Here is a 21,829-nt window from a genome sequence, read left to right as displayed (position 1 = left end):
GGGTCTCCGCATTACGGTAGGCATGCCCCGACCGCCGTACCGGAGACCCGATGCCCGCGAAGCCCACGATGGACGCCGACGCCGCTTCTCCCGCCGTACGGGCCGCGTCGTCCGCCGTACCGGCCGCTGCTGCCGCCGTGTCGGACGGCTCGTCCGGCGTACCGGCCGAGGCGGTCGCGCCGCTCGTCCGCGGGGTCGCCGTGCTGAGGCGGCTGACCGAGGCCGGCGGAACGCTGAGCCCGAGCGCCCTGGAACGGGCCACGGGCCTCGCCCGCTCCACGGTCGACCGGATCACCGCCACCCTCGCCCGGATGGGATACGTCCGCCTCGACGGCCGGGACGTGATCCTGACCCCCCGCCTGATGGAACTGGGCAACGCCTACCTCTCCGCCCTGCGCCTGCCCGCCCTGCTGGACGCACGCGCCGACGCCCTCGCCGACGAACTGGACGAGTCCGTGTCCCTGGCGGTCGCCGACCGCGACGGCATCCGCTTCATCCACCAGGCCACCCGCCGCCGCGCGATGTCCCTGAGCTTCCGCATCGGCGACCTGCTGCCGGCGGAACGCACCGCGCCGGGTCCCCTGTTCGCGACGGAGTGGACGCAGAGCGACTGGCGGGAATGGCGGCAGCGCAGGGCAGCGGACCGGGACGGGACGCTCTTCCCGGCCGTACCCCCACCCCAGCACCCGACCACCGGCGAGGACTTCGAGCAACGGGTGGCCGAATCGGCCGCGAACGGCTGGGCCTTGGACGACCAGTTGATCGAACCGGGCCTGGTCGCGGTGTCCGTCCCCGTACGGGACCCGCACACCGGCCGGATCGCCTGCGCGGCCAACGTGGTGAGCCACACCAGCCGGCACACCGCCGCGGACCTGCGCGACACGCTGCTCCCCCGGCTGCGGGCGGCAGTACGGGCGATGGAGGACGACCTGCGCGAGGTACCACCGCCCCAGCCGTCCGCCGCGCCCTCCGGCCTCGCGACCTGGACCGGCGCCTCGAAACAGGAACTCGGCCGGGAGTTCGTCGAGTCCCTGGCCCGCGGCCTGACGGTCCTGACGGCCTTCGGCGAGGGCCGCGCCGCCCTGACCCTGACGGAGGTGGCCAAGGCAACGGGCCTGGCCCGCGCCACGGCCCGCCGGGCCCTGATCACCTACGAACACCTGGGCCTGGTCCAGGCACAGGCCCGCACCTTCACCCTGACCCCGCGCGTCCTGTCCCTCGGCTTCCCGCCCCTCTCCCGCACGTCCCTCCCCGAGATCGCGGCCCCGCACATGGCCGAACTCGCCCAGAGGGTCCACGAGTCGACGTCCCTGGCCGTGCTGTCGGGCGACGACATCCAGTACACGGCCCGCGTCGCCACGAGCCGCATCATGAGCGTGAACATCACGGTGGGCACCCGACTACCGGCCTACGCCACGTCCATGGGCCGCGTCCTCCTCGCGGACCTCCCCCCGTCCGACCGCCCTCTCCCCCTCCCTCTCCGCCCCCTGACCCCCCGCACCCTGACCGACCCGGAGGCCCTGACCCGCCTCCTCACCGAGATCCGCGCCCAGGGCCACGCCCTGGTGGACGAGGAACTGGAAGAAGGCCTCCGCTCCATCGCGGTCCCGGTCCGCGACCGCACGGGCCGAGCGGTCGCCGCCCTGAACGTGGCCATGCACGCGGCCCGCCACACGCCCGAGGAGTGCGAGCGCGACATCCTGCCCCACCTCCGCGCCACGGCGGCCCGCATCGAGCAGGACCTCCACGTGGCAGGCCGCTTCACCCGGGTCCCGACGACCTGACCCCCACACCCCGCCCGAACAGATCCGGTACGCTGACGCCAGTGGCCTCCACGGCCACGACTCCGCCTTCGTAGCTCAGGGGATAGAGCACCGCTCTCCTAAAGCGGGTGTCGCAGGTTCGAATCCTGCCGGGGGCACCATGCATTGCCGCTCCGACCTGGGGTTTGTCCCCCAGGGAGGGCTCCTGCTCGGCCTCGGACTTCTCGTCCGGGGCCGTTTGCGTGAGCGGGCGGATCGCCACGTCCCAGTCCCTGCCCACCCGCAACCCGGGGATGAACCCTCGCCCTCCAGGAGGGCCGCGCGGCCGTCACCACAACCCCGTCCCGGCGGGCACCACCGGAGCCGGCCCGGGGCCCGAACCCTGGTCAGTGCGGCGTGGTCGTGTGGGCGGGCAGGGACCGGACCAGGGATCTCCAGAAGGCGGGGCGGTAGTCCTTGATCAGCGGTCGACGGGCGTCCTTCGGCCAGCTGAAGACGATGCCCGGGTTGTGCAGGCCGGTGCCGTCGGGAAGGAAGAAGTGCGGGCTGCCGGTCACCTCGGGGGCCTTCGATTCCTCCCACTGGTCGAAAAGGGCGATGCGGCACGTTCCGCGGCGCAGCGCCGTGTCGAGGTGGCCGGTGTCGACCAGGGGGCAGTCGTCGGCGATCGCGAGTATCTCGGAGTGGACGCTGATACAACGCGACTCGGCGTAGAAGGCGTGACGGAGGGCCGCGTCGAGCTGGTCGGAGGCGGCCAGGCCCGCCTCGGGGGGTCCGGGCTGGGCCTTCACCGCCTGGACCGCCTCCATGGCCGGCAGCATGGTCACCGGGTATCCGGACTCCGGCCCCTGCCATCCCGTCCAGCCGAGAGCAGGTTCGCGTTCGGCCACGGCGGCGATCTCCGGGTCGAGGATCCACTTGGGCGTGGGACGGGAGTTGAAGAGTTCCAGGGGGAACGCCCGGTGGTCGACGGTGAGCCGGACGCCTTCCTCGGCGGCTGCCCGCCGCAGGTTGAACAGCCCCAGGGAGGCCCACGGGCAGCCGATGTCGGAGTACACGATCACGGTGTTCATGGCAGGTTTTCCTCGTCGGGCCGTGCGGTGGTGACGGACGTGCGGCTCTCGGCCCACGAGAGCGCGGGGCGCGGCCGGGCTGCCGACGTCGCAGATGTGCTGCGCGTGCCGGAAGATCACCGGACCTCCGGCGAGACACCGGCGCGCTGGTAGAGCACCGGGTCGAACGGGGTGGGACCACCGCAGGTGGCGAAGCGGGGTGCGGTGGGATCCTCGTCGGGGTGGCGGGTGCCGTGCGGCACACCGGGCGGGGCGAACAGCACGTCGCCGGGTTCGGCGTCGTACCACTGACCGTCCAGGTGAAGCTGGCCCTTGCCCTCGAAGGCGATGAAGGCCTCCTCGCTGTCGGGGTGGACGTGGACGTTGAAGTACTCGCCGGGCTCCATGAAGCCGCAGTGCAGACACAGTTGGGGCGAACCGGTGCCCGGCCAGAACAGGAAGTTCATGGTGGCGGTCCTGGCCGAGGCTTCGCTCTGCCCGGTGCCGGTGAAGCCCTTCAGCTGGGTCTCCTCGTTCCACAGGCGCGAGAACCGGCGGGGATCGGTGCCGGGAGCACGGTCCGGGCGCAGCGTGGTGTTCCACACGTACACCGTGAGGTCCACGCCGGCGTCGGCGCTCAGCTCGTACGGGTCACCGGTCGGCGCGTACACCGTGTCGGCACGGCCGAGGCGTCCGCGGGCGGTGCCGGAGGCGCCGGAGCCGGAGCCCTCGAAGACGACCACGACGTTCTCCTCGTGTGCCGAGGACCGGGGCCGCCACACCGCTGCGGCGGGGATCTTCACCACGTCGAGCCGGACGATCCGCGCACCGAGGTGGGGGCCGACCGCAGTGGCGACCCGGCATCCGTCAAGCAGACGGAACTCCATCTCGTCCGCCTTGATGACACAGCCCTGGGCGGTCTTGGTGCTCATATTCTCCCTTTCGGTGGAGTCGTGCGGTGGCAGAGGGGGGCAACTGGGCGAAGACGATTCCGGCCAGCACGGCGGCGGCTCCGACCACTTGGAGCGGGGTCATGTGCTGTCCGAGCACGATCAGGCCGAGCAGGGCGGCGACGACCGGGCTGAACAGGCCCAGGAAGGACACCGCCACGGCGGGCAGTCGTTCGACGCCGCGGAACCAGACGGCGTAGGCGAAGACGGCGCCGACCAGGCACAGGTAGCCGTACCCCATGAGGTTCGTGGTCGTGACGCGACCGGGAAGCCCCTCGACCAGCAGGGTGAGCGGCAGCAGGAACAGCCCGCCCATGGTGAGCTGCCAGCCGGTGAAGGCCATCAGGCCGACCCGTGGCGGGCGGCCCCAGCGTTTGGTGAGGACGATGCCCAGGGCCATGCAGCAGGCCCCGCCCAGCGCGGCGGCGACCCCCACGGGGTCGAGGGTGGTGGCGGACGCCGAGACCAGCAGGCCCACGCCCGCCGTGCCGAGCAGGCAGGCCACCAGGTGCCGGCCCTGGACCCGGTCGCGCAGCAGCACGGCGGCGAGCCCCAGGACGATCAGCGGCTGGAGCGAGCCGATCAGCGCGGCGATACCGCCGGGGAGGTGGTACGCGGCGACGAAGAGCAGAGCGAAGAACGCGCCGATGTTGCACACGCCCAGCACGGCGGACCGCCAGATCCACGTCCCCCGCGGCAGGCGGCGGGCCGCGAGGACCAGCAGCAGCCCGGACGGCAGGGCGCGGATCGTGGCAGCGAGCAACGGGCGGTCCGCGGGCAGGAATTCGGTGGTGACCAGATAGGTGCTCCCCCAGACCAACGGTGCGAGCGCGGCCAGCGCGGCGTCTGTGATGTACGTCTTCACCGGGCACCGCCCGGCAGGAGCACGGCGGGCGCCCGGGTGGAGCCGTCCTCGGGTGCGGGGCGCGTCGGCACGGCCTCCAGCAGGTGCGTCACCACGTCCGGGAACGTGTCGCACACCGTCGTCCCCGGGACCGCCGCCAACGCGTCCCCGCTGCCGACGCCGTAGGTGACCGCCACCGGGCGCATGCCGGCCGCTACGGCCATCCGCATGTCGCCCACGGTGTCGCCGACGTACGCGCAGCCGTCCGGCGGGATGCCGAGGGCGTGCGCCGCGGCCAGACCCGACTCCGGGTGGGGTTTGCCCCGGCTCACCATGTCGTGGCCGATGACCACGGGGAAGTGCGCACCGATGTGCAGGGCGTCCAGGAGCGCGTGGGCGCTGCGGGACACCTTGGCGGTGGCGACGGCCAGCGCGATGCCCGCCTCCCGCAGCCGGGCCAGGCCCTCGGGGACTCCGGCGTGGAGCAGGCGCGTACCCGTTCCGAGCACCTCGGCGTCGAACAGCTCCCGGTACCGCGCCACGGCGCGGCCGGTCCGCGGGTCGCCGGGTGCCGTGCCGAGCAGCCGGCCGAACGCCTGCTCCAGCGGGATGCCCACGGTGGGCGCGGCCTCCTCGGGTGCCACCGTCCGGCCCTGCTCGGCGCAGACCCGGACGAGCAGCCGGCGGATGGCCGCCGGGGTGTCGGCAAGGGTGCCGTCCAGGTCGAACACGACGGCCCGCAGTGGCCCGTTCACCGGTCCGCCCTCACGACCTCGCCGCGTGACGAACCCGTCAGCACGCTCGACAGCGTCCCCGGGCCACCGGCGCGGCGCGCGTCGGCGAGAGCGACGGCGAGTTCGCCGGCCCGTCGGGCGGTGCTGATCAGCACCGCGCGGTTGGCCTCGGCGGTACGGCTCCCGGTGGCCCGGGAGAGCGCCTTCATCAGGTACGGGGTGGTCCTCGGCCCGCTCACCCCCTCGCGTTCGGCGTCCGCGAGCGCCTGGTGCAGCACCCGCTCGATCTCGTCGGGGTCGAGCGCGTGTTCCTCGTCGATCGGCGTGGTGACCAGGGCTCCGCCCGGCAGCCCGAGGCTCCAGTGCGCCTCCAGGGCCCGGGCGACGGCGGCCATGTCGTCGAGGCGCTGCGGGTTGCGCAGGCCGCTCGAACGGCAGTAGAAGGCCGGGAAGTCGTCGCAGCGGTAGCCGATGACGGGGACGCCCAGGGTCTCCAGATACTCCAGGGTCAGCTTCAGGCACAGGATGCTCTTCGCCCCGGCGCAGACGACCGCCACCTTGCTGCGGGTGAACTGGACCAGGTCCGCGGAGATGTCGAAGGTCTCGGGGGCACCGCGGTGCACGCCGCCGATTCCCGCGGTGGAGAAGACGGGGATGCCGGCGAGGTCGGCGGCGGCCAGGGCGGAGGCGACGGTGGTCGCGCCGTAGCCGCCGCCGGCGATCACAGGCCCGATGTCCCGGCTGCTCACCTTCGCGACCTGACGCTCCGTCGCGAAGCGTTCGATCTCCTCGCGGTCCATTCCGACCGAGAAGCGGCCGCCCGCGATCCCGATGGTGGCGGGAACGGCGCCCGCCTCGCGCACGGCCTTCTCGATGGCGAGGGCGGTCTCGACATTGCCGGGGTAGGGAAGGCCGTGTGCGATGACGGCGGACTCGAGGGCGACCACCGGCAGCCCTTCGTGCAGGGCTTCACGTACCTCGCTGTGCATATCGACCAGGGGATGCACCTGGTCCCTCCTCTCGTCGCGGTGTCGGTGACGAGGATGCGCGGACCTGCTCCCGTGTCCGTCCCGATCGGATCCCGCACGGTGGGAACGCCCGGGCCGGGACGGTGTTCCGGCAGGTACGGCACCGGGAACGGATCGGGAACGGGCGCTCCTAGCCTGGCCGGGAAACCTCAGGTGAAGGAGAAGTCACTGCCATGACCGAGATCGTCCTCATGTCCGGCAGCATTCGCGACGGCTCGTACAACTCCGCGGTTGTCGCCACGCTGCGCCGTCTCGTCGACGCGCGCTTCGACGGGGTCCGTACCACCGTCGTACATCCGGCGGAACTGCCCTTCTACGACCAGGACATGGACGCGGCCAACGGTTCCGAGGCCGTGCTGCGGATGCGCAACCGCGTGGCCGCCGCGGACGTCCTGGTGATCAGCACCCCGTCGTACAACGGCGCCGCGCCGGGCGTTCTCAAGAACGCGCTGGACTGGCTGTCGCGGCCGTACGGCGAGAGCTGCCTGGACGGGCGGATCGTGGCCGTCACCAGTGCCTCGCCCGGTCCGCGCGGGGCAGTGGACGCGCAGCCGGGGCTCGTGGAGGTCCTGGGGCACACCGGAGCGCTGGTCGTGGAGCACCCGCCCGTCGCGGTGGCCAACGCCGGGGAACTGCTCACCGAGGGCGGGGAGTTCGAGGACCCCGCGACCCTCGACGCGCTGGAAGGCCTGCTGAGGGCCGCGCTGGCCGCCGCCCGTGAGGCCGAGCCCTCCGTCGCCGCCTGACCCTCCACGTGCCCTCGGCGCCACCTCCGCACCCCCGCAGGAGCCATGGGTCCAGCCCTGGGCGGCCACCCTCCGCATTGCTCGTACCGCACCCTCTGGGACACGATCGTGGTAGCGGTTCACGGCCGGGCCCGGACGGCGAATCCGTCGTCCGGGCCCGGCCGTTCCGTCGTTGCCGCCGCTCTTGTCGTTTCCCTGCTCCGCCCGACACCCTTCCGCCGAAAGCCCTCCTCCGAAGGCCCTGACCGCCATGAACACTCCTCCAAGTCACTGCCGGATCCTGATCACCGGCCCGTCCGTCCCGCTCGTGCGGGCGGCCGCATCGGCCGGATTCCGGGTCTGGTCCCTGTGGGACGTCCGCCGATGTCCCCCCGAGGAACTCACCGCCCTCTCCGAGCGGTTGCTGGTCGTCGACTTCCGCGACGAGGCCGCGCTCAAGGACGCCCTCGACACGGCCGCCCAGGCCGGCCTGTACGTCAACCCGACCATCGCCGTACGGCAGTTGGCAGATCCGGACGCCCTCCGGCGACTGGTGCGCGACAACGGGCTGTGCCCGCCGGGGGCCGCCGAGGACCCGGCCGGGGACCGGTACCTGGTCGACACGATCAGCGTGCACGGCATGCACCACACGGTCGGCATCACCGCCGAGACGCCGTACGGCCTGCTGCATCCGGCGCCGTTGGCCGGGGACACCGCCGCCACGCTGCGGTCGGTCGTCACCTCGCTGCTCGACCTGGCCGACTACCAGTACGGGCCCGCGCACACCCTCGTCGTCCTCACCCCGCGCGGGCCGGTGACCACCGGCTGCTGGGCCGTCGTCGCCGAGGAACCGGTTCCACGCCTGGTGCTGACGGCCACGGAACGCGACCTCGTGGCCGACACCTTCGAGGTGCTCGCCGGGCGGGATGTCGCGGCGGTACGGGCACTGCGGTTCGCGGCGTCCGTCGGGCTCCCGGACCCCGGGCGGGAAAAGGTGCGCACGTTGCCGTATGTACGTCACGTCGTCGCGGGCGAGGGCGGGCGGGGCGGTCATGTGGTCCTGGACGCCGACTCACCGCAGGAAGCCCACGAACGCGCCCGCCACATCCAGCGGTTGGCCGGCTGATCCGCCGCGAGGACGCCGAAGGCCCCGGTGACCGGTCACCGGGGCCTTCGGCGTACGGCGGGCGAGGAGGGTCAGGACGCGAAGGCGCGCTGGTGCCACACGAGGCCGCCACGGGACCCCTCGGAGGCGTCGACCTCGACGACCCTGCCGATGAGGATGGAGTGGTCGCCACCGTCACGGACCGCGTACCGCTCGCAGGTCAGGCGCACTCCGGCCGCCAGCGCGGGCGCCGGAGCCGGGTCCGGCAGCAGGGGCGTGTGCGTGAACCGGCGGTCCGCCGGGCCCGCGAACCGCATCGCGAGGTCCTCGTCACCGGGGCCCAGGACGTGCACGCAGAAGAACGGCGCGGACACCAGGGCGTCGTGCGAGCCGGCGCGGCGGTCCAGGCAGACGAGGAACAGCGGCGGGTCCAGGGACAGCGAGCAGGCCGCGCTGACGGTCATCCCGCGCGGGACGCCGAGGTCGTCGTAGCAGGTCACCACTGTTACCGGGGCGGCCAGCGCTGCCATCGCGGAGCGGAAGACCGCCGGGTCGACGGACTCCCGGACAGCCGGGCGCGGTGTCAGCAGACGCGTGCTCATCGAAGCGCCTCCAGGCGTCGGGCGGTCGGCAGCCAGCGGCCGTCCGCAGGGGTGTGCAGACCGGTGCGGACGTCCCAGGCGATCCGGCCCGCCCGTACCGTCGTGATCACCCGGCCGGTGAAGGTCCAGCCCTCGTACGCGGACCAGCCGCATTTGGAGCGCACGTCGGCGGCGGACATCTGCCACCGCTCGGCCGGGTCGAGGACCACCAGGTCGGCGTCCGCGCCGGGCTCCAGGCGGCCCTTGCCGGGCAGCTCGAAGAGGGCCGCCGGACCGCTGCCCATGAGTCGCGCGAGATGGCGGGCCGCCTCGTCGGCGGGTACGCCGCGGGCGCACAGCCCCGTCCAGATCGCCACCGCCAGCTCCTGCACGCCGGGCAGTCCGGGCGGGGCGTCGGCCGGCGGACGGTTCTTCTCCTCGATCGTGTGCGGGGCGTGGTCGCTTCCGGCGGTGGCCGCCTCGCCGCTCAGGACGGCCTGCCACAGGCGTTCCCGGTCGCTCTCGCCCCGGATCGCGGGCGACAGCCGGGTGCGCGGGCCCCGGCGGCAGGTGTCGGCATGGGTGAAGGAGAGGTGATGGCCGGTGACCTCGAAGGTGACCGGCAGTCCTTCGCGGGCGGCGGCCACCAGCAGGTCGATCTCCTCCGCCGACGAGGTGTGCAGCACATGGGCGGCGGTGCCGTGGCGGCGGACCAGCTCCACGACCTGGGCCACCGCCACGATGGCGCCCGAGCGGGGCCGGTGCGGCTCGTACTCGGCGTAGGAGTGCGGGTCACCGCGCCAGGAGTCGAGCAGGTCGAAGACGTGCTGGTCCTCTGCGTGCAGGACCAGCCGCACGCCGCCGCGGGCAGCGGCCGCGAAGGCGGCGTCCAGCTGCGCGCGGTCCCGGAAGACGACCGGGGCCGTGTGGTGGCCCGCCATGAACACCTTGGCGGACGTGGCCACTTCGGGATCCAGGGTGGCCAGCAGGCCCGGGTTGGCCGGGTCGGCGCCGATGTGGAAGCGATGGTCCACCCCCGCGTGGCCCGCCACCAGCTCCGCCTTGGCCCGCAGGGCGTCCTCGTCCAGGCCTGGCGGGCGCGTGTTCGGCATGTCCATCACCGTCGTGACGCCCCCCGCCAGCGCCGCGGCGCTCCCGTACTCCCAGTCCTCCTTGTACTCCAGGCCCGGCGTGCGGAAGTGCACGTGGGAGTCGATCAGGCCCGGCAGGACGTACCGGCCCGTGGCGTCCAGGCGCGGTCCTTCGGGCAGCGGCGCGTTGGGCCCGAGCAGGGCGGCGACCCTGCCGTCGCGGACCACGACCGTGCCCTCGCGTACGCCTTCAGGGGTGACCAGGCGGCCGCCCTCGACGATCAGTTGTTCCATGACATGCTCACCAGTTCCCTGCACAGATCGTTGGTCGGTCCCATGAGGGCCACGGCACGGGCGTCCCGGCCGTGGCGGTTGACGGGGTGGGTCTCGACGAAGCCGGCGGAGCCCAGCATCCGCGCGGCCTCCGCGCACACCTCCTCGGCGCAGACCGAGGCGAAGAGCTTGGAGTGCAGCGTCGCCATGCCGGGGTCGGGCGCGTCCCGGCGCCCGGCGCGCTCCACCACCGCACGGGCCGCCTCGACCCGGGTGGCGAGGTCGACCAGCCGGTGCCGTACCGACTGCTGGGCCAGCAGCCCGCGGCGGGCGGCCTGGTCACCGGCGGCGTCCAGGGCCGCCTGGGCGAGGCCGACCGCGACCGCGCCGAGCGTGGCACCGCTCTCCCGCACCCGCGCGATGATCGAGGCGGCGGCGCCGACCGGGCCGAGCCGGTCGGTGTCCGGCACCCGGCAGTCGTGCAGCGAGACGAACCCGGTGGCCGAGCCGCGCATCCCGGTCAGCCGCAGCGAGGTGTCCGGCCTGATGCCCGGGTTGCCGGCGCGGACGAGGTAGAAGGTCTGGCCTGCCGCGCCGTATCCGGTGTCGGCGGTGGCGGGGTCCTCGGGGTCGCCGGTCTGGGCGAGGACGAGGTACACGTCGGCGATGCCGGCGCTGGTGGTGAAGGACTTCGCGCCGTCCAGCAGCCAGTCGCCGTCGGGCAGACGGCGGGCCCTGGTGGACAGGTTCTTCTTGTTGGCGCCGGCACCGGTCTCGCTCCACGCGGACGCGGCCAGCCACTCGCCGGAGGCCAGCTTCGGAAGCAGCTCGCCGTGCTGGGACTCGGTGCCCTGCTCCACGATGCGGCTGGTGACGGCGTAGTGCTGGAACAGCATGATCGAGGCGGAGGCGTTGACCTCGGCCACCTGGGCCACCCGCCGGTTGAGTTCCACCGCGTCGGCGCCCGCCCCGCCGAACCGGCGGGGTACGGCAAGGCCGAGCAGCCCGGTGCGGCGCAGCACCGCCACCGCGGCGCGATCGGGCTCGCCGGTGCGGTCGGCCTCCTCGGCGGAGCGCGCCAGTTCGGCGAGGCTGTCGGTGAGGTCGGCGGAGAGCGGCCGGGCGGCCGCGGCCGGATCTACAGGGGCAGTGACAGGCATGACGTGTCCTTGGAGGGTGAAGGGGCGGGGGTGCTGAGGGAGTCGAGAGGGGACGCCACGGTGCTCTCGTAGCTGACGTACTTGTCGGCGACCGAGACCCAGCCGAGGCGGGGCGTGTCGGCCGGGCCGGTGATCCTGGCCCGTACGCGCAGCGGGCCGCCCGGGGTGCGCAGCCGGACCAGTCCGGCCTCGTGTCCGGCGGCCCGGGCCAGCTGCCAGGGCAGGGTGCCCTCGATGCCCACCGCGGTGCCGAGGCAGATCGCGCCGGTCAGGGCGAGGGTGGGGTGCCAGGAGGGCACGGACACCGCGCGGACCGCGAGTTCGCCGTCCGGGGCGGGCAGCAGGGCGGCGATCTTGGGGAACGCGCCCGAGGGGTCCCAGCCCATGCGGTCGCACACCGCCATCCGGACCCTGCCCAGCAGGCCGAACAGTTCGTCCCCGGCGGCGAACAGCTCCCGCACATCGCGCACGCCGAGGTCGCCGGCGCCGACGAAGACGTACGGATTTCCCATGTCGACCAGCGACACCGGGACCTGCCTCCCGTCGACCGGGGCGGTGGTCACCGGATCGCCGGTGATCAGCAGGTCACCGACCGGGCGGGCCGGGGTGCACAGGAAGTGGGCGGTGAACCGGGTGCGGCCCGGGGCGGTCTCGTCGACCTCGCAGACCACGTGGTCACCGTTGTTGAGCACGTTGACCCGGATGCGCCGGCCGGGCTCCAGGGGCGGGATCATCCCGTCCCGGGCAGCGGCCTCGACGGCGGCGAGGATCGAGTGGCCGCAGGATCCGCGGGTGTCGAAGCGCTCGGGGGAGCCGGGGAGCGTCTGTACGAAGTAGTAGTCGAGGTCGAACAGCGGGTGGGCGGAGGGACGGACGACGGCGTTCTTCAGTACGGTCCGCCGGGTCTCGGTGTCGAGTCCGCCGCGGGTGCGCGCCAGGCCCTCCAGCAACCCGTCCTCGCTGTCCGGGAGTCGTCCGGCGTCGACGACCAGCGTGGGGCACGGCGCGCCCTCGGCGCGCACCAGGTGGGCCGTGCGGGCTCGGGTGATCGTGGCGTTCACCGTGCCTCCTGCGGTGCCGGTGCGGATATGGGGGAGCCGCCGAAGAACTGGTTCCGCCACATCTGGTGGGTCATCAGGGACCACAGGGCGAGGGAGGCCTGGTCGGACGGGCGGGCCGCCTGCTCGGCGAACAGGCCCTCGACCGCTTCCGGCCGCAGCCGGCCGTCGGCGCGCAGCCCGGCGGACGCGAGGGTGTCGCGGGCCAGGTCCCACAGGGCGGATCCGGGCTGGAGCATGGCGGTGATCGGCAGGGTGAACGGCTGCTTGGGCCGGTTCAGCACGCTGTCGGGAACCAGGCCACCGGCCGCCGCGTACAGGGCGCGCTTGACTCCGCCGCGGGTGATGCGGTGCTCGTCGGCCAGGGTGGTGGCGTAGCGCACGACCGAGGGCTGGCAGAACGGCAGCCGTACCTCCACCGAGCTGGCCATGCTGAGGTGGTCGACCCGGCGCAGGTGGTAGGCGGGCAGCCGGTAGCGCTGCTCGACCGCGCACAGCCGCTGCAGCCGGGTGCCGGGGCCGTGCCGGAGGGTGGTGAGCAGGTCGTCCGGGAGCGCGGGGCCCCGGTCGGCGACGGCGGTGGCATAGGCGTCGGTGTAGAGCCGGGCACGCAGCGCGGCGGGCACAGCGGCGAGGTGGTCGAGGTAGGTGCCGACCCAGTCGGGGCCGCAGGGCGCGGTGACCGCCTGGGTCATACGGGCGTAGCCGCCGAAGAGTTCGTCGGCCGCGTCGCCGGTCAGGGCCACCTTGAAGCCCGCGTCGCGCACGGCGCGGAACAGGGAGAAGGTGCTCAGCGTGATCGGGTCGGCGTTGGGCTGGCCGAGGTGCCAGACGACGTCCGACAGCAGCTCCGGGAATCTTGCCGGGTCGATCTCGACCTGGTGGTGGATGGTCCCCGCGGCGCGGGCGACCTCGGCGGCGTAGGCCCGCTCGTCGAAGGGCCAGTCGCCGGCGTAGGCGATGTTGAAGCTGTGCAGTCCGGTGTGGGCGCGGGCGGCCAGGGCGGTGACCAGGCTGGAGTCCAGGCCGCCGGAGGTGATCGCGGCCACCGGGGCGTCGGCGACCAGCAGCCGGGAGACCTCGCGGGTGAGCAGGGCACGGAGTTCGGCACCGGTCTCGTCGAGGGTGCGGTCGTGCGGTTCGGCGGGCCGGGAGGCGGTACGGACGTGCAGCCGGGGTCCCTGCTCGCGGGTGACGACGAGCGTCGCGGCGGGCGGCAGCACGTCGATGCCCTCGAACATGGTCCGCTCGCCGAACGGCGTCTTCAGCGCCAGGTAGGCGTCCAGGCCGAACGGGTCCTCGTGGGCGGTGACGTCGGCGAAGGCGAGCAGTGCGGGGATCTCGGAGGCGAACCGGAAGCGCCCGGTGGCCGCGTCCCAGGTGTGGTACAGCGGCTTCATGCCCGACTCGTCGGTGGCGATGACCAGTCTGGGCTCGTCGCGCAGGTCCATGACGGCGACGGAGTACATGCCGTCCAGGTGCTCGGGGAAGCGGTCGCCGTAGAGGTGGTAGAGGGCGGGCAGGACGGAGCCGTCGCAGCGGTCGGTGAAGGTGAACCCGTGCCGGGTGAGACGGTCGCGTAGTTCGTCGTGGTTGTACAGCTCGCCGTTGAACACGACGGTGACGCCGTCGAGGTGGTACGGCTGGTCGCCGCCCTCGGGGTCCATGATGGACAGCCGGTTGTTCCCGAGGGCCCACTCTGGGTGGGCGGCCCGGGTGCCGGCCCTGAACGACTGGGCGTCGGGGCCGCCATGGTGCAGCAGGGCGGCCACCGTGCGCAGTTCACGGTGCACGGTACGGGCGTTGAAGGTTCCGTAGATACGGCACATGACGTCAGATCACCTCTCTGGGGACGCCTGCGGCGTCGTAAGGGGCGGGATCGAAGGGAGTGGGGCCACCGCAGGTGACGAACCGGCGGGCCGCGGGGCCGGTGTGCGGGTTGCGGGCGCCGCACGTCGCCGGCGGCGACGTCGGCCCGGCGGTCGACGCGGTACGTCCGGCCGACGCCCTCGAAGGCGGTGAAGGTGAACGCCTCGTCGGAGTCCGGGTGCGGACGAACGTGGAACGTCTCGCCGGGCTGCTGGACGCCGCCGTGCGGGCACAGTCGGCAACCGCCTGAGCCGGGCCGGATACGACGAGGTTCAACGTGACCCGGCGGCCCTCGGGGGGCGACCTGTCCGCTGCCGGCGAAGCCCTGCGGTCGGGTTGCCTCGTCGGTCGTGCCCGCCGCGTCGGCGGTGCGGGCCGGGCGGGCGGCTCACGCCGTCCACGATGAGCCCGCCCGAGCCCGCGAAGACGACCGCGGTGCTCTCCTCCTGCACGGTGTGGGGCGGGCTCCAGGTCTCGCCGGAGCGGACGATCCGGGCGCCGCCCGGGTACGTCGCCGTCCGCGTTGTTGTCATGGGTGGCTCCTGGCTCGTCCTCACATGCGGTGCGCATGTCGTGTTCGTGGCGAGCGTTGTGGGAGTCCGTACCGGTGATGTCCCAACCCGCTCCCGCGACAGGGCGGTCGGCCGGTACCGGCCGGGAACCCACTGGGACCGGTTCGGGAAGACGGGGCGGCACCTTCGGGGTGTCGCCGGAAGACGGCGGCAGGGACGAACCCGCGAGAGGAGGAACAGCCATGATCCGCAAGCCGGTTCGCCGGGGCGTCAGCTCCCGCAAGGCCGTGTCCGCCTGACGGCCCCGGTCCCCCGCCGCGACAACCCCCGGAAGGGAGGAACAGCCATGATCCGCAAGCCGGTTCGCCGGGGCGTCAGCTCCCGCAAGGCCGTGTCCGCCTGACGGCCCCAGTTCCCCGCCGCGACAACCCCCGGAAGGGAGGAACAGCCATGATCCGCAAGCCGGTTCGCCGGGGCGTCAGCTCCCGCAAGGCCGTGCTCTCGTAAGCGAGGCCCCTTCTCTGTGGCGGGCACAGCCTCTGCGCGGTGCCCGCCACCGCCCTTTTCCGCACACCTCCCTCTCAGGAGCCTGAAATGGAGTTGACCGACCGCGTCGTACGCATCGTGCACGTACCGGAAGCCGGGCTGCTGGCCGCCGACGTCACGGGCCGCATCCACCTGCTCGACGAGGACCTGCACGTCATCAGGTCCTCCGCCGCCCCGACGGGCAGTGTCGCCGCGGGCCACGCCCCGGTGTACACGGTGACCGCGGCCGGCGACTGGGTGGTGGGCCGCGACAAGCGCGGCACCCTGCTGCGCTGGCGTCTGGACACCCTCGAACTGGTCGACGTGCTGGACGCCGACCACACCGCGAACCGCGCCGAACTGCTCGAGGGCGAGGAGCCCTCACCGGTGATGAGCCGCGGCATCACCGTGCACAAGGGCAAGGTCTACGTGAACAACGGCTACCGCCAGATGGCCGTCCTGGACCTCGAGACCTTCGCCGTCGAGCGGATCGAGCCGAACTTCGCGGGGCACGTCCCGCTGGAGTGGTTCTGCCAGGACCACCCGGAGGTCGACGCGGCCTCCGACAAGGCCGGCCGGGTCTTCCTCGGCGACCTGGAGACGCTGGACTTCCCGACCGTCGTCCAGGCCGACGGCGGCAACATCCACCGCATCCTCTACGACCCGCTGCACGACCGGTTCTGGGCCACCCAGGACGACGGCGTCGACGAGAACAACAACATCGCCAACGGCGTGCTGACGCTGGACGCCCGCGGCAATGTCACCGGCCAGCTGCTGCTCGCCCGCGACGACGTGGAGTTCCTGGCCTTCTCCCCGGACCACCGCACCGTGTACGTCGGCGGCTTCGACGGCGTGCTGCACCTGCTGGACAACAGCACCCCGGAGCTGAAGGTGGCGTCCACCGTAAGCGGCTTCTCCCACCAGCTGACCGACTTCGCCGTCGGCGACGACGGCACGATCTACACCCTCACCCAGGACGGCGACATCCGCCGGCTGACCGCCGACGGCACCCGGACCCTGGCCCGCGCCCCCTTCCGGCGCCAGTGCGTGTGGGACATCCAGCCCTCCGTGGACGACCCGGACGAGCTGTACGCGGCCACCGACGACGGTGTCGCGGTCCTCTCCGTCGTCGCCGACGGCCTCGGCGAGCCGCGCCTCGACGTGCGCGCCCACCACACCCACGGCATGGGCTTCACGCGACGCGTGGTGCCGCTGCCGGGCGGCTGGGCCGGTGTCACCCGCGACCAGTGGGTGTTCCGCGCCGACCGGGACGGCACGGTGCTGTGGCGCCACCGCCTCGACGCCCTGGCGCACACCGTCGCCGGCTCCCCCGACCACACCCGCCTGCTCGCCTGCCACAACGACGGCGTCGACGAACTCGACGCGGACACCGGCGAGTTGATCGCGCGTCTGGACATCGGCCGGGCCTCCGCCTGGGCGGGCTGCTACCTGCCCACCGGCGAGCGCGTCATCGCCTCCAGCACCGGACTGGTCAGGGTCTACGCGGCCGAGGGCGACGAGGTGCTGAGGGAGTTCGACACCGAGGAGTACCCCAAGCGGATGTGGGCCGACGGCCCCGGCACCCTGGTCATCAGCGGTGAGAACGGCGTCAAGCGCCTCACCGTGACCGACGGCGAGGTCACCCACCGCTGGACCGAACTCCTCGACAACACCGTGGAGAACGGCGTCCTGCTGGCCGACACCGTCTACGCGGTCTCCTACGGCGCCCAACTGGCCGCGTACGACCGTGAGTCCACCGAGATCACCGCTCTCGTCGAGGACCTGCCCGACTTCGCCAAGGCGCTCGCCGCCGTGCCCTTCGGCGACGAGTACGTGCTGCTCGTCGGCGGCCGGGGCGGCTGGATCCGACTCTTCCGTCCGGCCGGCGAGGACCGCAAGGCGACGCTGACCCGGGTACGCGACCTGCTCCTGCCCCGGCAGAGGAGCACGTCGTGAGCACCGCCGCCGCCGCGCAGTCCGAGCCGCCGCCCTGGCGGGACCGGAGGTTCCGGATCTTCGCCGCCGGCAATGTCGTCAACAACATCGGCGAGGCCGTCTACACCGTCGCGCTCCCGCTGTTCGTCTACGAACGCACCGGTTCGCTCACCGTCATGTCACTGCTGGCCGTCCTCACCCCGGCCACGCTGCTGCTGGCACCGGTGCTCGGGGCGATCGTCGACCGGCACGGCGCGCGAGTCCTGGTGGTACCGGGGCTGTTCGTGCAGGCCGCGGCGGCGATCGCGCTGAACCTGACCGGACTCGCCGCCCACGCCCCGGTGTGGCCGCTCTTCGTCTTCGGCGCCCTGGTGCAGATCGGTGGCGCCGGCTACCGGATGGGCTGGATGACCGGGGTGGCCCACATGTTCCCGGACAACCCGGTGCGCTCCCGGGCCAGCCTCGGCAGCCTCTACACCGTCACCAACGTGGTCGGCCCGCTGCTCGTCAGCTCCGCGCTGCTGTGGGTCGGTTACACCGGGCTGCTGTGGTTCAACGTCGTCACCTTCTTCGCTCCGATCGCCGTGTGGCTGATGGGCATCCACCCGCCCCGGCAGCAGCCCGCCGAGGCCGGCGGCGGGATGGTGCGGGGACTGGCGGAGGGTCTGCGGGTGGTGTGGGCGACGCCCGTGCTGCTGCACGCCATGCTGGTCTTCGTGCCGATGCTGCTGGTCGGCACGACCGGCACGATGACCCTGTCGCTGTTCCGGCTCCAGCACGACTGGGACCTCTCGCCGCGCACGGTGGGCCTGGTCCTGGTGGCCGTACGGATCGCCGGCGTCCTCGGCACCGTCCTGGTCTCCGAGCGCAGGACCTTCCCGTTCCGCGCGATCGTCCTCACCGGCACCGTCGGCATGGGCGTGGCGCTGCTGACGATGGCGTCCGGCTCGGTGCAGGTGTTCGTGACCGCGATGGTCGTGATGTTCGGCTTCCAGTCCGCGCTGGGTGTGGCGAGCGACCTGATGGTCTTCAAGTTCGTGCCCGCCGACGCACTGGGGCGGGTCGGCGGCATCGTCGACCTGGCCCTCGGCCTGCCGATCCTCGCCGGGCCGCTCGTCGTCCCCGCCCTCGCCGACGTGCTCGGCGCGGCCGCCACCTTCCTCGCCTTCGGCTGCCTCCAGCTCGCCGGCCTGCTGTGGCTGTGGCGGACCTGGCAGCAGTGGGCGCCTTCCGCACCGCACACCTCGTCCCGAGAGGAGACCGTCTCGGCATGAACGACGGCAGCAACGACAGCAACGACCTGGCCCGGACGGCCGTCCGTGCCCGCGTCCCGGTCACCTTGCAGCGGGCCGGGCACCGCTGCGCCGACCTGGTCACCTTCACCGGTCTGCCGGACCGCGAGGAGCACATGGCCGTGGTCGTCCCCGTCCCCCGCGGCGCGGTGCCCCTGGTCCGGCTGCACAGCGAGTGCCTGACCGGCGACGTGTTCGGCTCCGCGCGCTGCGACTGCGGCCCCCAGCTGGAAGAGGCGCTCCAGCGGATCGCCCGCGAGGGCGGGGCCGTGCTGTACCTGCGCCAGGAGGGGCGCGGCATCGGTCTGTACAACAAGCTCGACGCGTACGTCCTGCAGGACCGCGGCAGCGACACCTTCGAGGCCAACCGGCTGCTGGGCCGCGGCGAGGACGAGCGCGACTACACCGCGGCCGCCGAGATGCTGCGCGCCCTCGGCCTGACCCGTATCCGACTGCTGACCAACAACCCCGAGAAGGCCGCGCAGTTGGCGAGCCTCGGCATCGAGGTCGCCGCGATGGTGCCGACAGGGGTCTACCTGACCGATGAGAACGGCCGCTACCTCGACGCGAAGGTCCGGCACGGCGGCCACACCCTGCTCGTCCCGGACGCCCTGTCCACCGCGTCCGCACCCCGTACCGACGACCTGGAGGTGTCTGTCCTGTGATCCGCCACAACGGTCCCATCAGCGGAGTCGCGGCCCACGACGGCAGGTTCGTGGCCACCGCCGGCTACGACAACCAGCTCGTCCTGTGGGACGTACGCACCCGCCGGGCGCTCGCCCGAGCCGTCCACGACCATCTCGCCAACCAGGTCTCCTTCAGCCCCGACGGCCGCCATCTGGTCTCCTCGTCCAGCGACTACACCGCCCGCCTGTGGTCGGTGCCCGACCTCAAGCTGCTGGCCGTGCTGTCCGACCAGGACGACGACGTGGAGATGTCGGCCTTCCACCCGTCCAAGCCCCTCATCGCCACCGCCTCCCGTGACCACCGGGTACGGGTGTACGACTTCTCCGGCACGCTGCTGCACACCTTCAGCGGTCACACCGCCGACGTCATCTCCGTCGAGTGGGCCGCGGACAGCGACGAGTTGGTCTCCTCCAGCGACGACGGCACCATCAAGCGCTGGTCCGTCCTCACCGGCGGCCTGGTCTCGGACACCGACCTCGGCGGCGTCGAGACCGACACCATCGCCGTCACCCCCGAGGGCACGGTGTACGCGGGCAACGACGAGGGCGAGATCGTCGTCCTCGCCGCCGAGGGCACCTCCGTCCACCGCGCGCACGAGGCGGGCATCAAGCGGCTGGTCCTGGACTCCGCCCAGGGCAGGCTGGTGAGCCTCAGCTATGACCGCACGCTGCGGGTGTGGGACGTGACCGACGGGCTGCGGCCGGTCGCCTCGTCCACCTTCCCGGCCGATGTGTGGCCTCGCTCGTGCGCCTTCCTCGACGGCGACACCCTGGTGTTCGCCACGTTCGGGTCGTCGTACGCGATCCACCGCATCGCCGACGGCACCTGGGACCTGGACCACGTCGAGCCCACGTTCGGCGTGAACGCCGTCGCCGTGCACGAGGGGCGGCGGTTGACCATCGGCGACGCCGGGATCCTGTGGGCCGACGGCGTGCCGTCCGCGGAGACCGGCAGCCTGTGCAACTTCCTCACCCCGGCCGGCGGGCGGGTCTTCAGCGGCGGCCAGATGGGCACCGTCTTCGACGCGCTCACCGGCGAGGTGCTGTACCAGCACCGCTCGCCGCTCAACTGCGGTGCCGCCTTCGAGCGTGCCGGTGTGCCGCACGTGGTGGTCGGCGCCTACACCGGTGAGGGCCTGGTCTTCTCCGTCCAGCCCGACGGCGCCGTCAAGCACGAGGCGACGCTGCCGCTGCACACCGGCGCGGTCAAGGGCGTGGCGGTCTCCGACGGCCTGGTCTTCGCGGTGTGCGCGGACGCGGCGGCCTCCTGGTTCTCCACCGAGGACTTCACCGAGGTGGCGCGGGTCGACGCCGCCCACGACCGGATCGCCAACGGCTGCGCGGCGCTGCCCGGCGGGCGTTTCGCGAGCGTCAGCCGGGACCGGGTGCTGCGCCTGTGGGACGGCTCCACGGCAAGCGCCCACGCCACCCCGCACGACCACTCCGTGAAGTGCGTCGCCGCCTCACCGGACGGCCGGTACATCGCCACCGGCTCCTACAGCGGCCTGGTCGCCGTCTTCGACACCGTGTCCGGGACCTGGCCGGTGGTGATGCGCCCGACCACGGCCGGCATCTCCTCGCTGTGCCACGACCCGCGGCACGACGTCTTCCTCGCCGGGTCCTACGACGGGCAGGTGTACGAGATCCCGGGGGGCGGCCGGTGAACCCGAACCTGGTCGGCGACCGCGCGGCGATGGGGCTGCCCGAATCCTTCGTGCAGCGCAGCTCCGGCGAGGTCATAGGTCCGCACCGCGACCTGCTGACCGCTTCCCCCGAAACCCTGGTCGCGGTCGCGACCGCGCCGCACGAGCCGTGCCGGCGGCGGCACGCGGCCGGCAGCGTGCTGGGCCTGATCGGTGACCCGCGTATCCGCGTCCTCGACCCCGAGATGGTCGACGTGCCGGCCGCCCGGGTCGGCGTGGGCCTGCCGCCGGAGCGGGTGGCCGAGGTCACCGACCGGTGGCGGCACGTCGGCGTGGTGGAGGAGTGGATCGCGAAGGAGTGCCCGGTCCACGAGGTCGACATCGCCGCCTTCCGCATCGCCCGCTACCCGGTGACGAACAGCGAGTACCGCGCGTTCCTGGAGGACACGCACGAGACATGGCTGCCGAAGTCGTGGCCGTTCGGCGTCTACCCCCGGGAGCAGGCCAACCACCCGGTGTGGGGTGTCCCGGCCGAGGCCGCCGACGCGTACGCGGCCTGGCTGTCACGGCGCACCGGCCGCCGCTTCCGGCTGCCGTCGGAGGCCGAGTGGGAGTACGCGGCCTCCGGCGGCGACGGCCGGGAGTACCCGTGGGGCGAGTCGTTCCGGCCCGAGTGCGCGAACACGGTGGAGGCCGGCCCGCTCACCACCACTCCGGTCGGCGTCTATCCCGCCGGGCGCAGCCCGTTCGGCCTGGACGACGTCGCCGGGAACGTCGAGGAGTTCGTCGCCGACGACTACCGGCCCTACCCCGGCGGTGACCCCGAGCCCGACGACCTGCTGCTGACGCAGGGGTCGTACCGGGTGGCGCGGGGCGGGAGCTTCACCCGCTACGGCGATCTCACCCGATGCCGCAGGCGGCACGGCTGGTACGACAAACCCATCTACGCGATCGGCTTCCGACTGGCCGAGACCCCGTGAGCCCGCACCGCGAAGGCCGGCGC

Annotated in this window: 20 protein-coding genes and 1 tRNA gene; 10 read left to right on the top strand and 11 right to left on the bottom strand. The window is 73.0% G+C overall.

Annotation, left to right across the window (positions count from 1 at the left end; genetic code table 11):
- The first annotated feature begins 50 nt into the window (after positions 1-50).
- Positions 51-1,784: an IclR family transcriptional regulator domain-containing protein gene (locus ACWC1K_RS12105; RefSeq protein WP_450830632.1), complete on the top strand. Its 1,734-nt coding sequence runs from the start codon at positions 51-53 to the stop codon at positions 1,782-1,784.
- 64 nt (positions 1,785-1,848) lie between these two features.
- Positions 1,849-1,924: transfer RNA gene (locus tag ACWC1K_RS12100), tRNA-Arg, on the top strand.
- 225 nt (positions 1,925-2,149) lie between these two features.
- Here the strand turns inward: ACWC1K_RS12100 and ACWC1K_RS12095 are convergent.
- From ACWC1K_RS12095 to ACWC1K_RS12075, 5 genes are all read right to left on the bottom strand, one after another.
- Positions 2,150-2,836: a DsbA family oxidoreductase gene (locus ACWC1K_RS12095; RefSeq protein WP_450830630.1), complete on the bottom strand. Its 687-nt coding sequence runs from the start codon at positions 2,834-2,836 to the stop codon at positions 2,150-2,152.
- 116 nt (positions 2,837-2,952) lie between these two features.
- On the bottom strand, positions 2,953-3,747 hold the full coding sequence (locus ACWC1K_RS12090; RefSeq protein WP_450830629.1) for a cupin domain-containing protein: 795 nt from the start codon (positions 3,745-3,747) through the stop codon (positions 2,953-2,955).
- Positions 3,683-4,630 (bottom strand): EamA family transporter, encoded by a 948-nt coding sequence (locus tag ACWC1K_RS12085; RefSeq protein ID WP_450830627.1) that lies wholly within the window; start codon positions 4,628-4,630, stop codon positions 3,683-3,685. The genes ACWC1K_RS12090 and ACWC1K_RS12085 overlap by 65 nt, the downstream gene beginning before the upstream one ends.
- On the bottom strand, positions 4,627-5,364 hold the full coding sequence (locus ACWC1K_RS12080; RefSeq protein ID WP_450830625.1) for an HAD family hydrolase: 738 nt from the start codon (positions 5,362-5,364) through the stop codon (positions 4,627-4,629). The genes ACWC1K_RS12085 and ACWC1K_RS12080 overlap by 4 nt, the downstream gene beginning before the upstream one ends.
- Positions 5,361-6,332, bottom strand: coding sequence for a pseudouridine-5'-phosphate glycosidase (locus tag ACWC1K_RS12075; RefSeq protein WP_450830761.1), 972 nt, complete (start codon positions 6,330-6,332; stop codon positions 5,361-5,363). The genes ACWC1K_RS12080 and ACWC1K_RS12075 overlap by 4 nt, the downstream gene beginning before the upstream one ends.
- A 212-nt stretch (positions 6,333-6,544) precedes the next feature.
- Here ACWC1K_RS12075 and ACWC1K_RS12070 point away from each other — a divergent pair, with 212 nt between their 5' ends.
- A complete protein-coding gene (locus ACWC1K_RS12070) occupies positions 6,545-7,117 on the top strand; it encodes an NADPH-dependent FMN reductase (protein WP_450830624.1) in 573 nt (190 codons plus the stop codon).
- A 250-nt stretch (positions 7,118-7,367) separates the two neighbouring features.
- Positions 7,368-8,222, top strand: a complete 855-nt coding sequence (locus ACWC1K_RS12065) for a hypothetical protein (protein ID WP_450830622.1) — start codon at positions 7,368-7,370, stop codon at positions 8,220-8,222.
- Between the two features lie 71 nt (positions 8,223-8,293).
- Here the strand turns inward: ACWC1K_RS12065 and ACWC1K_RS12060 are convergent, their stop codons facing one another.
- The 5 genes from ACWC1K_RS12060 to asnB are packed head-to-tail and all read right to left on the bottom strand — an operon-like array spanning position 8,294 to position 14,193.
- Positions 8,294-8,803, bottom strand: coding sequence for a flavin reductase family protein (locus ACWC1K_RS12060; RefSeq protein WP_450830620.1), 510 nt, complete (start codon positions 8,801-8,803; stop codon positions 8,294-8,296).
- Positions 8,800-10,167, bottom strand: a complete 1,368-nt coding sequence (locus ACWC1K_RS12055; protein ID WP_450830619.1) for a dihydroorotase — start codon at positions 10,165-10,167, stop codon at positions 8,800-8,802. The genes ACWC1K_RS12060 and ACWC1K_RS12055 overlap by 4 nt, the downstream gene beginning before the upstream one ends.
- Entirely contained in the window at positions 10,155-11,306 is a 1,152-nt protein-coding gene (locus tag ACWC1K_RS12050) for an acyl-CoA dehydrogenase family protein (RefSeq protein ID WP_450830618.1), read from the bottom strand. Before ACWC1K_RS12050 ends, ACWC1K_RS12055 begins: the two co-directional genes overlap by 13 nt.
- Positions 11,285-12,367, bottom strand: coding sequence for a PrpF domain-containing protein (locus tag ACWC1K_RS12045; protein WP_450830617.1), 1,083 nt, complete (start codon positions 12,365-12,367; stop codon positions 11,285-11,287). Before ACWC1K_RS12045 ends, ACWC1K_RS12050 begins: the two co-directional genes overlap by 22 nt.
- The gene (gene asnB, locus ACWC1K_RS12040) at positions 12,364-14,193 is read right to left on the bottom strand and encodes an asparagine synthase (glutamine-hydrolyzing) (protein ID WP_450830615.1); all 1,830 of its coding nucleotides are present in this window, start codon (positions 14,191-14,193) and stop codon (positions 12,364-12,366) included. Before asnB ends, ACWC1K_RS12045 begins: the two co-directional genes overlap by 4 nt.
- Positions 14,194-14,267: 74 nt before the next feature.
- Here asnB and ACWC1K_RS12035 point away from each other — a divergent pair, with 74 nt between their 5' ends.
- Positions 14,268-14,483: a hypothetical protein gene (locus tag ACWC1K_RS12035; protein WP_450830613.1), complete on the top strand. Its 216-nt coding sequence runs from the start codon at positions 14,268-14,270 to the stop codon at positions 14,481-14,483.
- Between the two features lie 22 nt (positions 14,484-14,505).
- Here the strand turns inward: ACWC1K_RS12035 and ACWC1K_RS12030 are convergent, their stop codons facing one another.
- Complete coding sequence (locus ACWC1K_RS12030; protein WP_450830612.1) at positions 14,506-14,766, bottom strand: hypothetical protein; 261 nt, start codon at positions 14,764-14,766, stop codon at positions 14,506-14,508.
- Between the two features lie 573 nt (positions 14,767-15,339).
- Between ACWC1K_RS12030 and ACWC1K_RS12025 the strand changes: the two genes are divergently transcribed.
- Genes ACWC1K_RS12025 through ACWC1K_RS12005 form a run of 5 tightly spaced genes read left to right on the top strand, consistent with a single transcriptional unit; the run spans position 15,340 to position 21,806 of the window.
- On the top strand, positions 15,340-17,226 hold the full coding sequence (locus ACWC1K_RS12025) for a WD40 repeat domain-containing protein (RefSeq protein WP_450830611.1): 1,887 nt from the start codon (positions 15,340-15,342) through the stop codon (positions 17,224-17,226).
- Complete coding sequence (locus tag ACWC1K_RS12020; protein WP_450830609.1) at positions 17,223-18,479, top strand: MFS transporter; 1,257 nt, start codon at positions 17,223-17,225, stop codon at positions 18,477-18,479. The genes ACWC1K_RS12025 and ACWC1K_RS12020 overlap by 4 nt, the downstream gene beginning before the upstream one ends.
- On the top strand, positions 18,476-19,162 hold the full coding sequence (locus ACWC1K_RS12015; RefSeq protein ID WP_450830608.1) for a GTP cyclohydrolase II: 687 nt from the start codon (positions 18,476-18,478) through the stop codon (positions 19,160-19,162). Before ACWC1K_RS12020 ends, ACWC1K_RS12015 begins: the two co-directional genes overlap by 4 nt.
- The gene (locus ACWC1K_RS12010) at positions 19,159-20,847 is read left to right on the top strand and encodes a WD40 repeat domain-containing protein (RefSeq protein ID WP_450830607.1); all 1,689 of its coding nucleotides are present in this window, start codon (positions 19,159-19,161) and stop codon (positions 20,845-20,847) included. The genes ACWC1K_RS12015 and ACWC1K_RS12010 overlap by 4 nt, the downstream gene beginning before the upstream one ends.
- A complete protein-coding gene (locus ACWC1K_RS12005) occupies positions 20,844-21,806 on the top strand; it encodes a formylglycine-generating enzyme family protein (protein ID WP_450830605.1) in 963 nt (320 codons plus the stop codon). The genes ACWC1K_RS12010 and ACWC1K_RS12005 overlap by 4 nt, the downstream gene beginning before the upstream one ends.
- Positions 21,807-21,829 lie beyond the last annotated feature (23 nt).

The sequence above is a fragment of the Streptomyces sp. NPDC001492 genome (assembly GCF_053597275.1).
The sequence above is the reverse complement of the archived record's forward strand: the minus strand, read 5'-3'. Positions and strand labels throughout refer to the sequence as shown.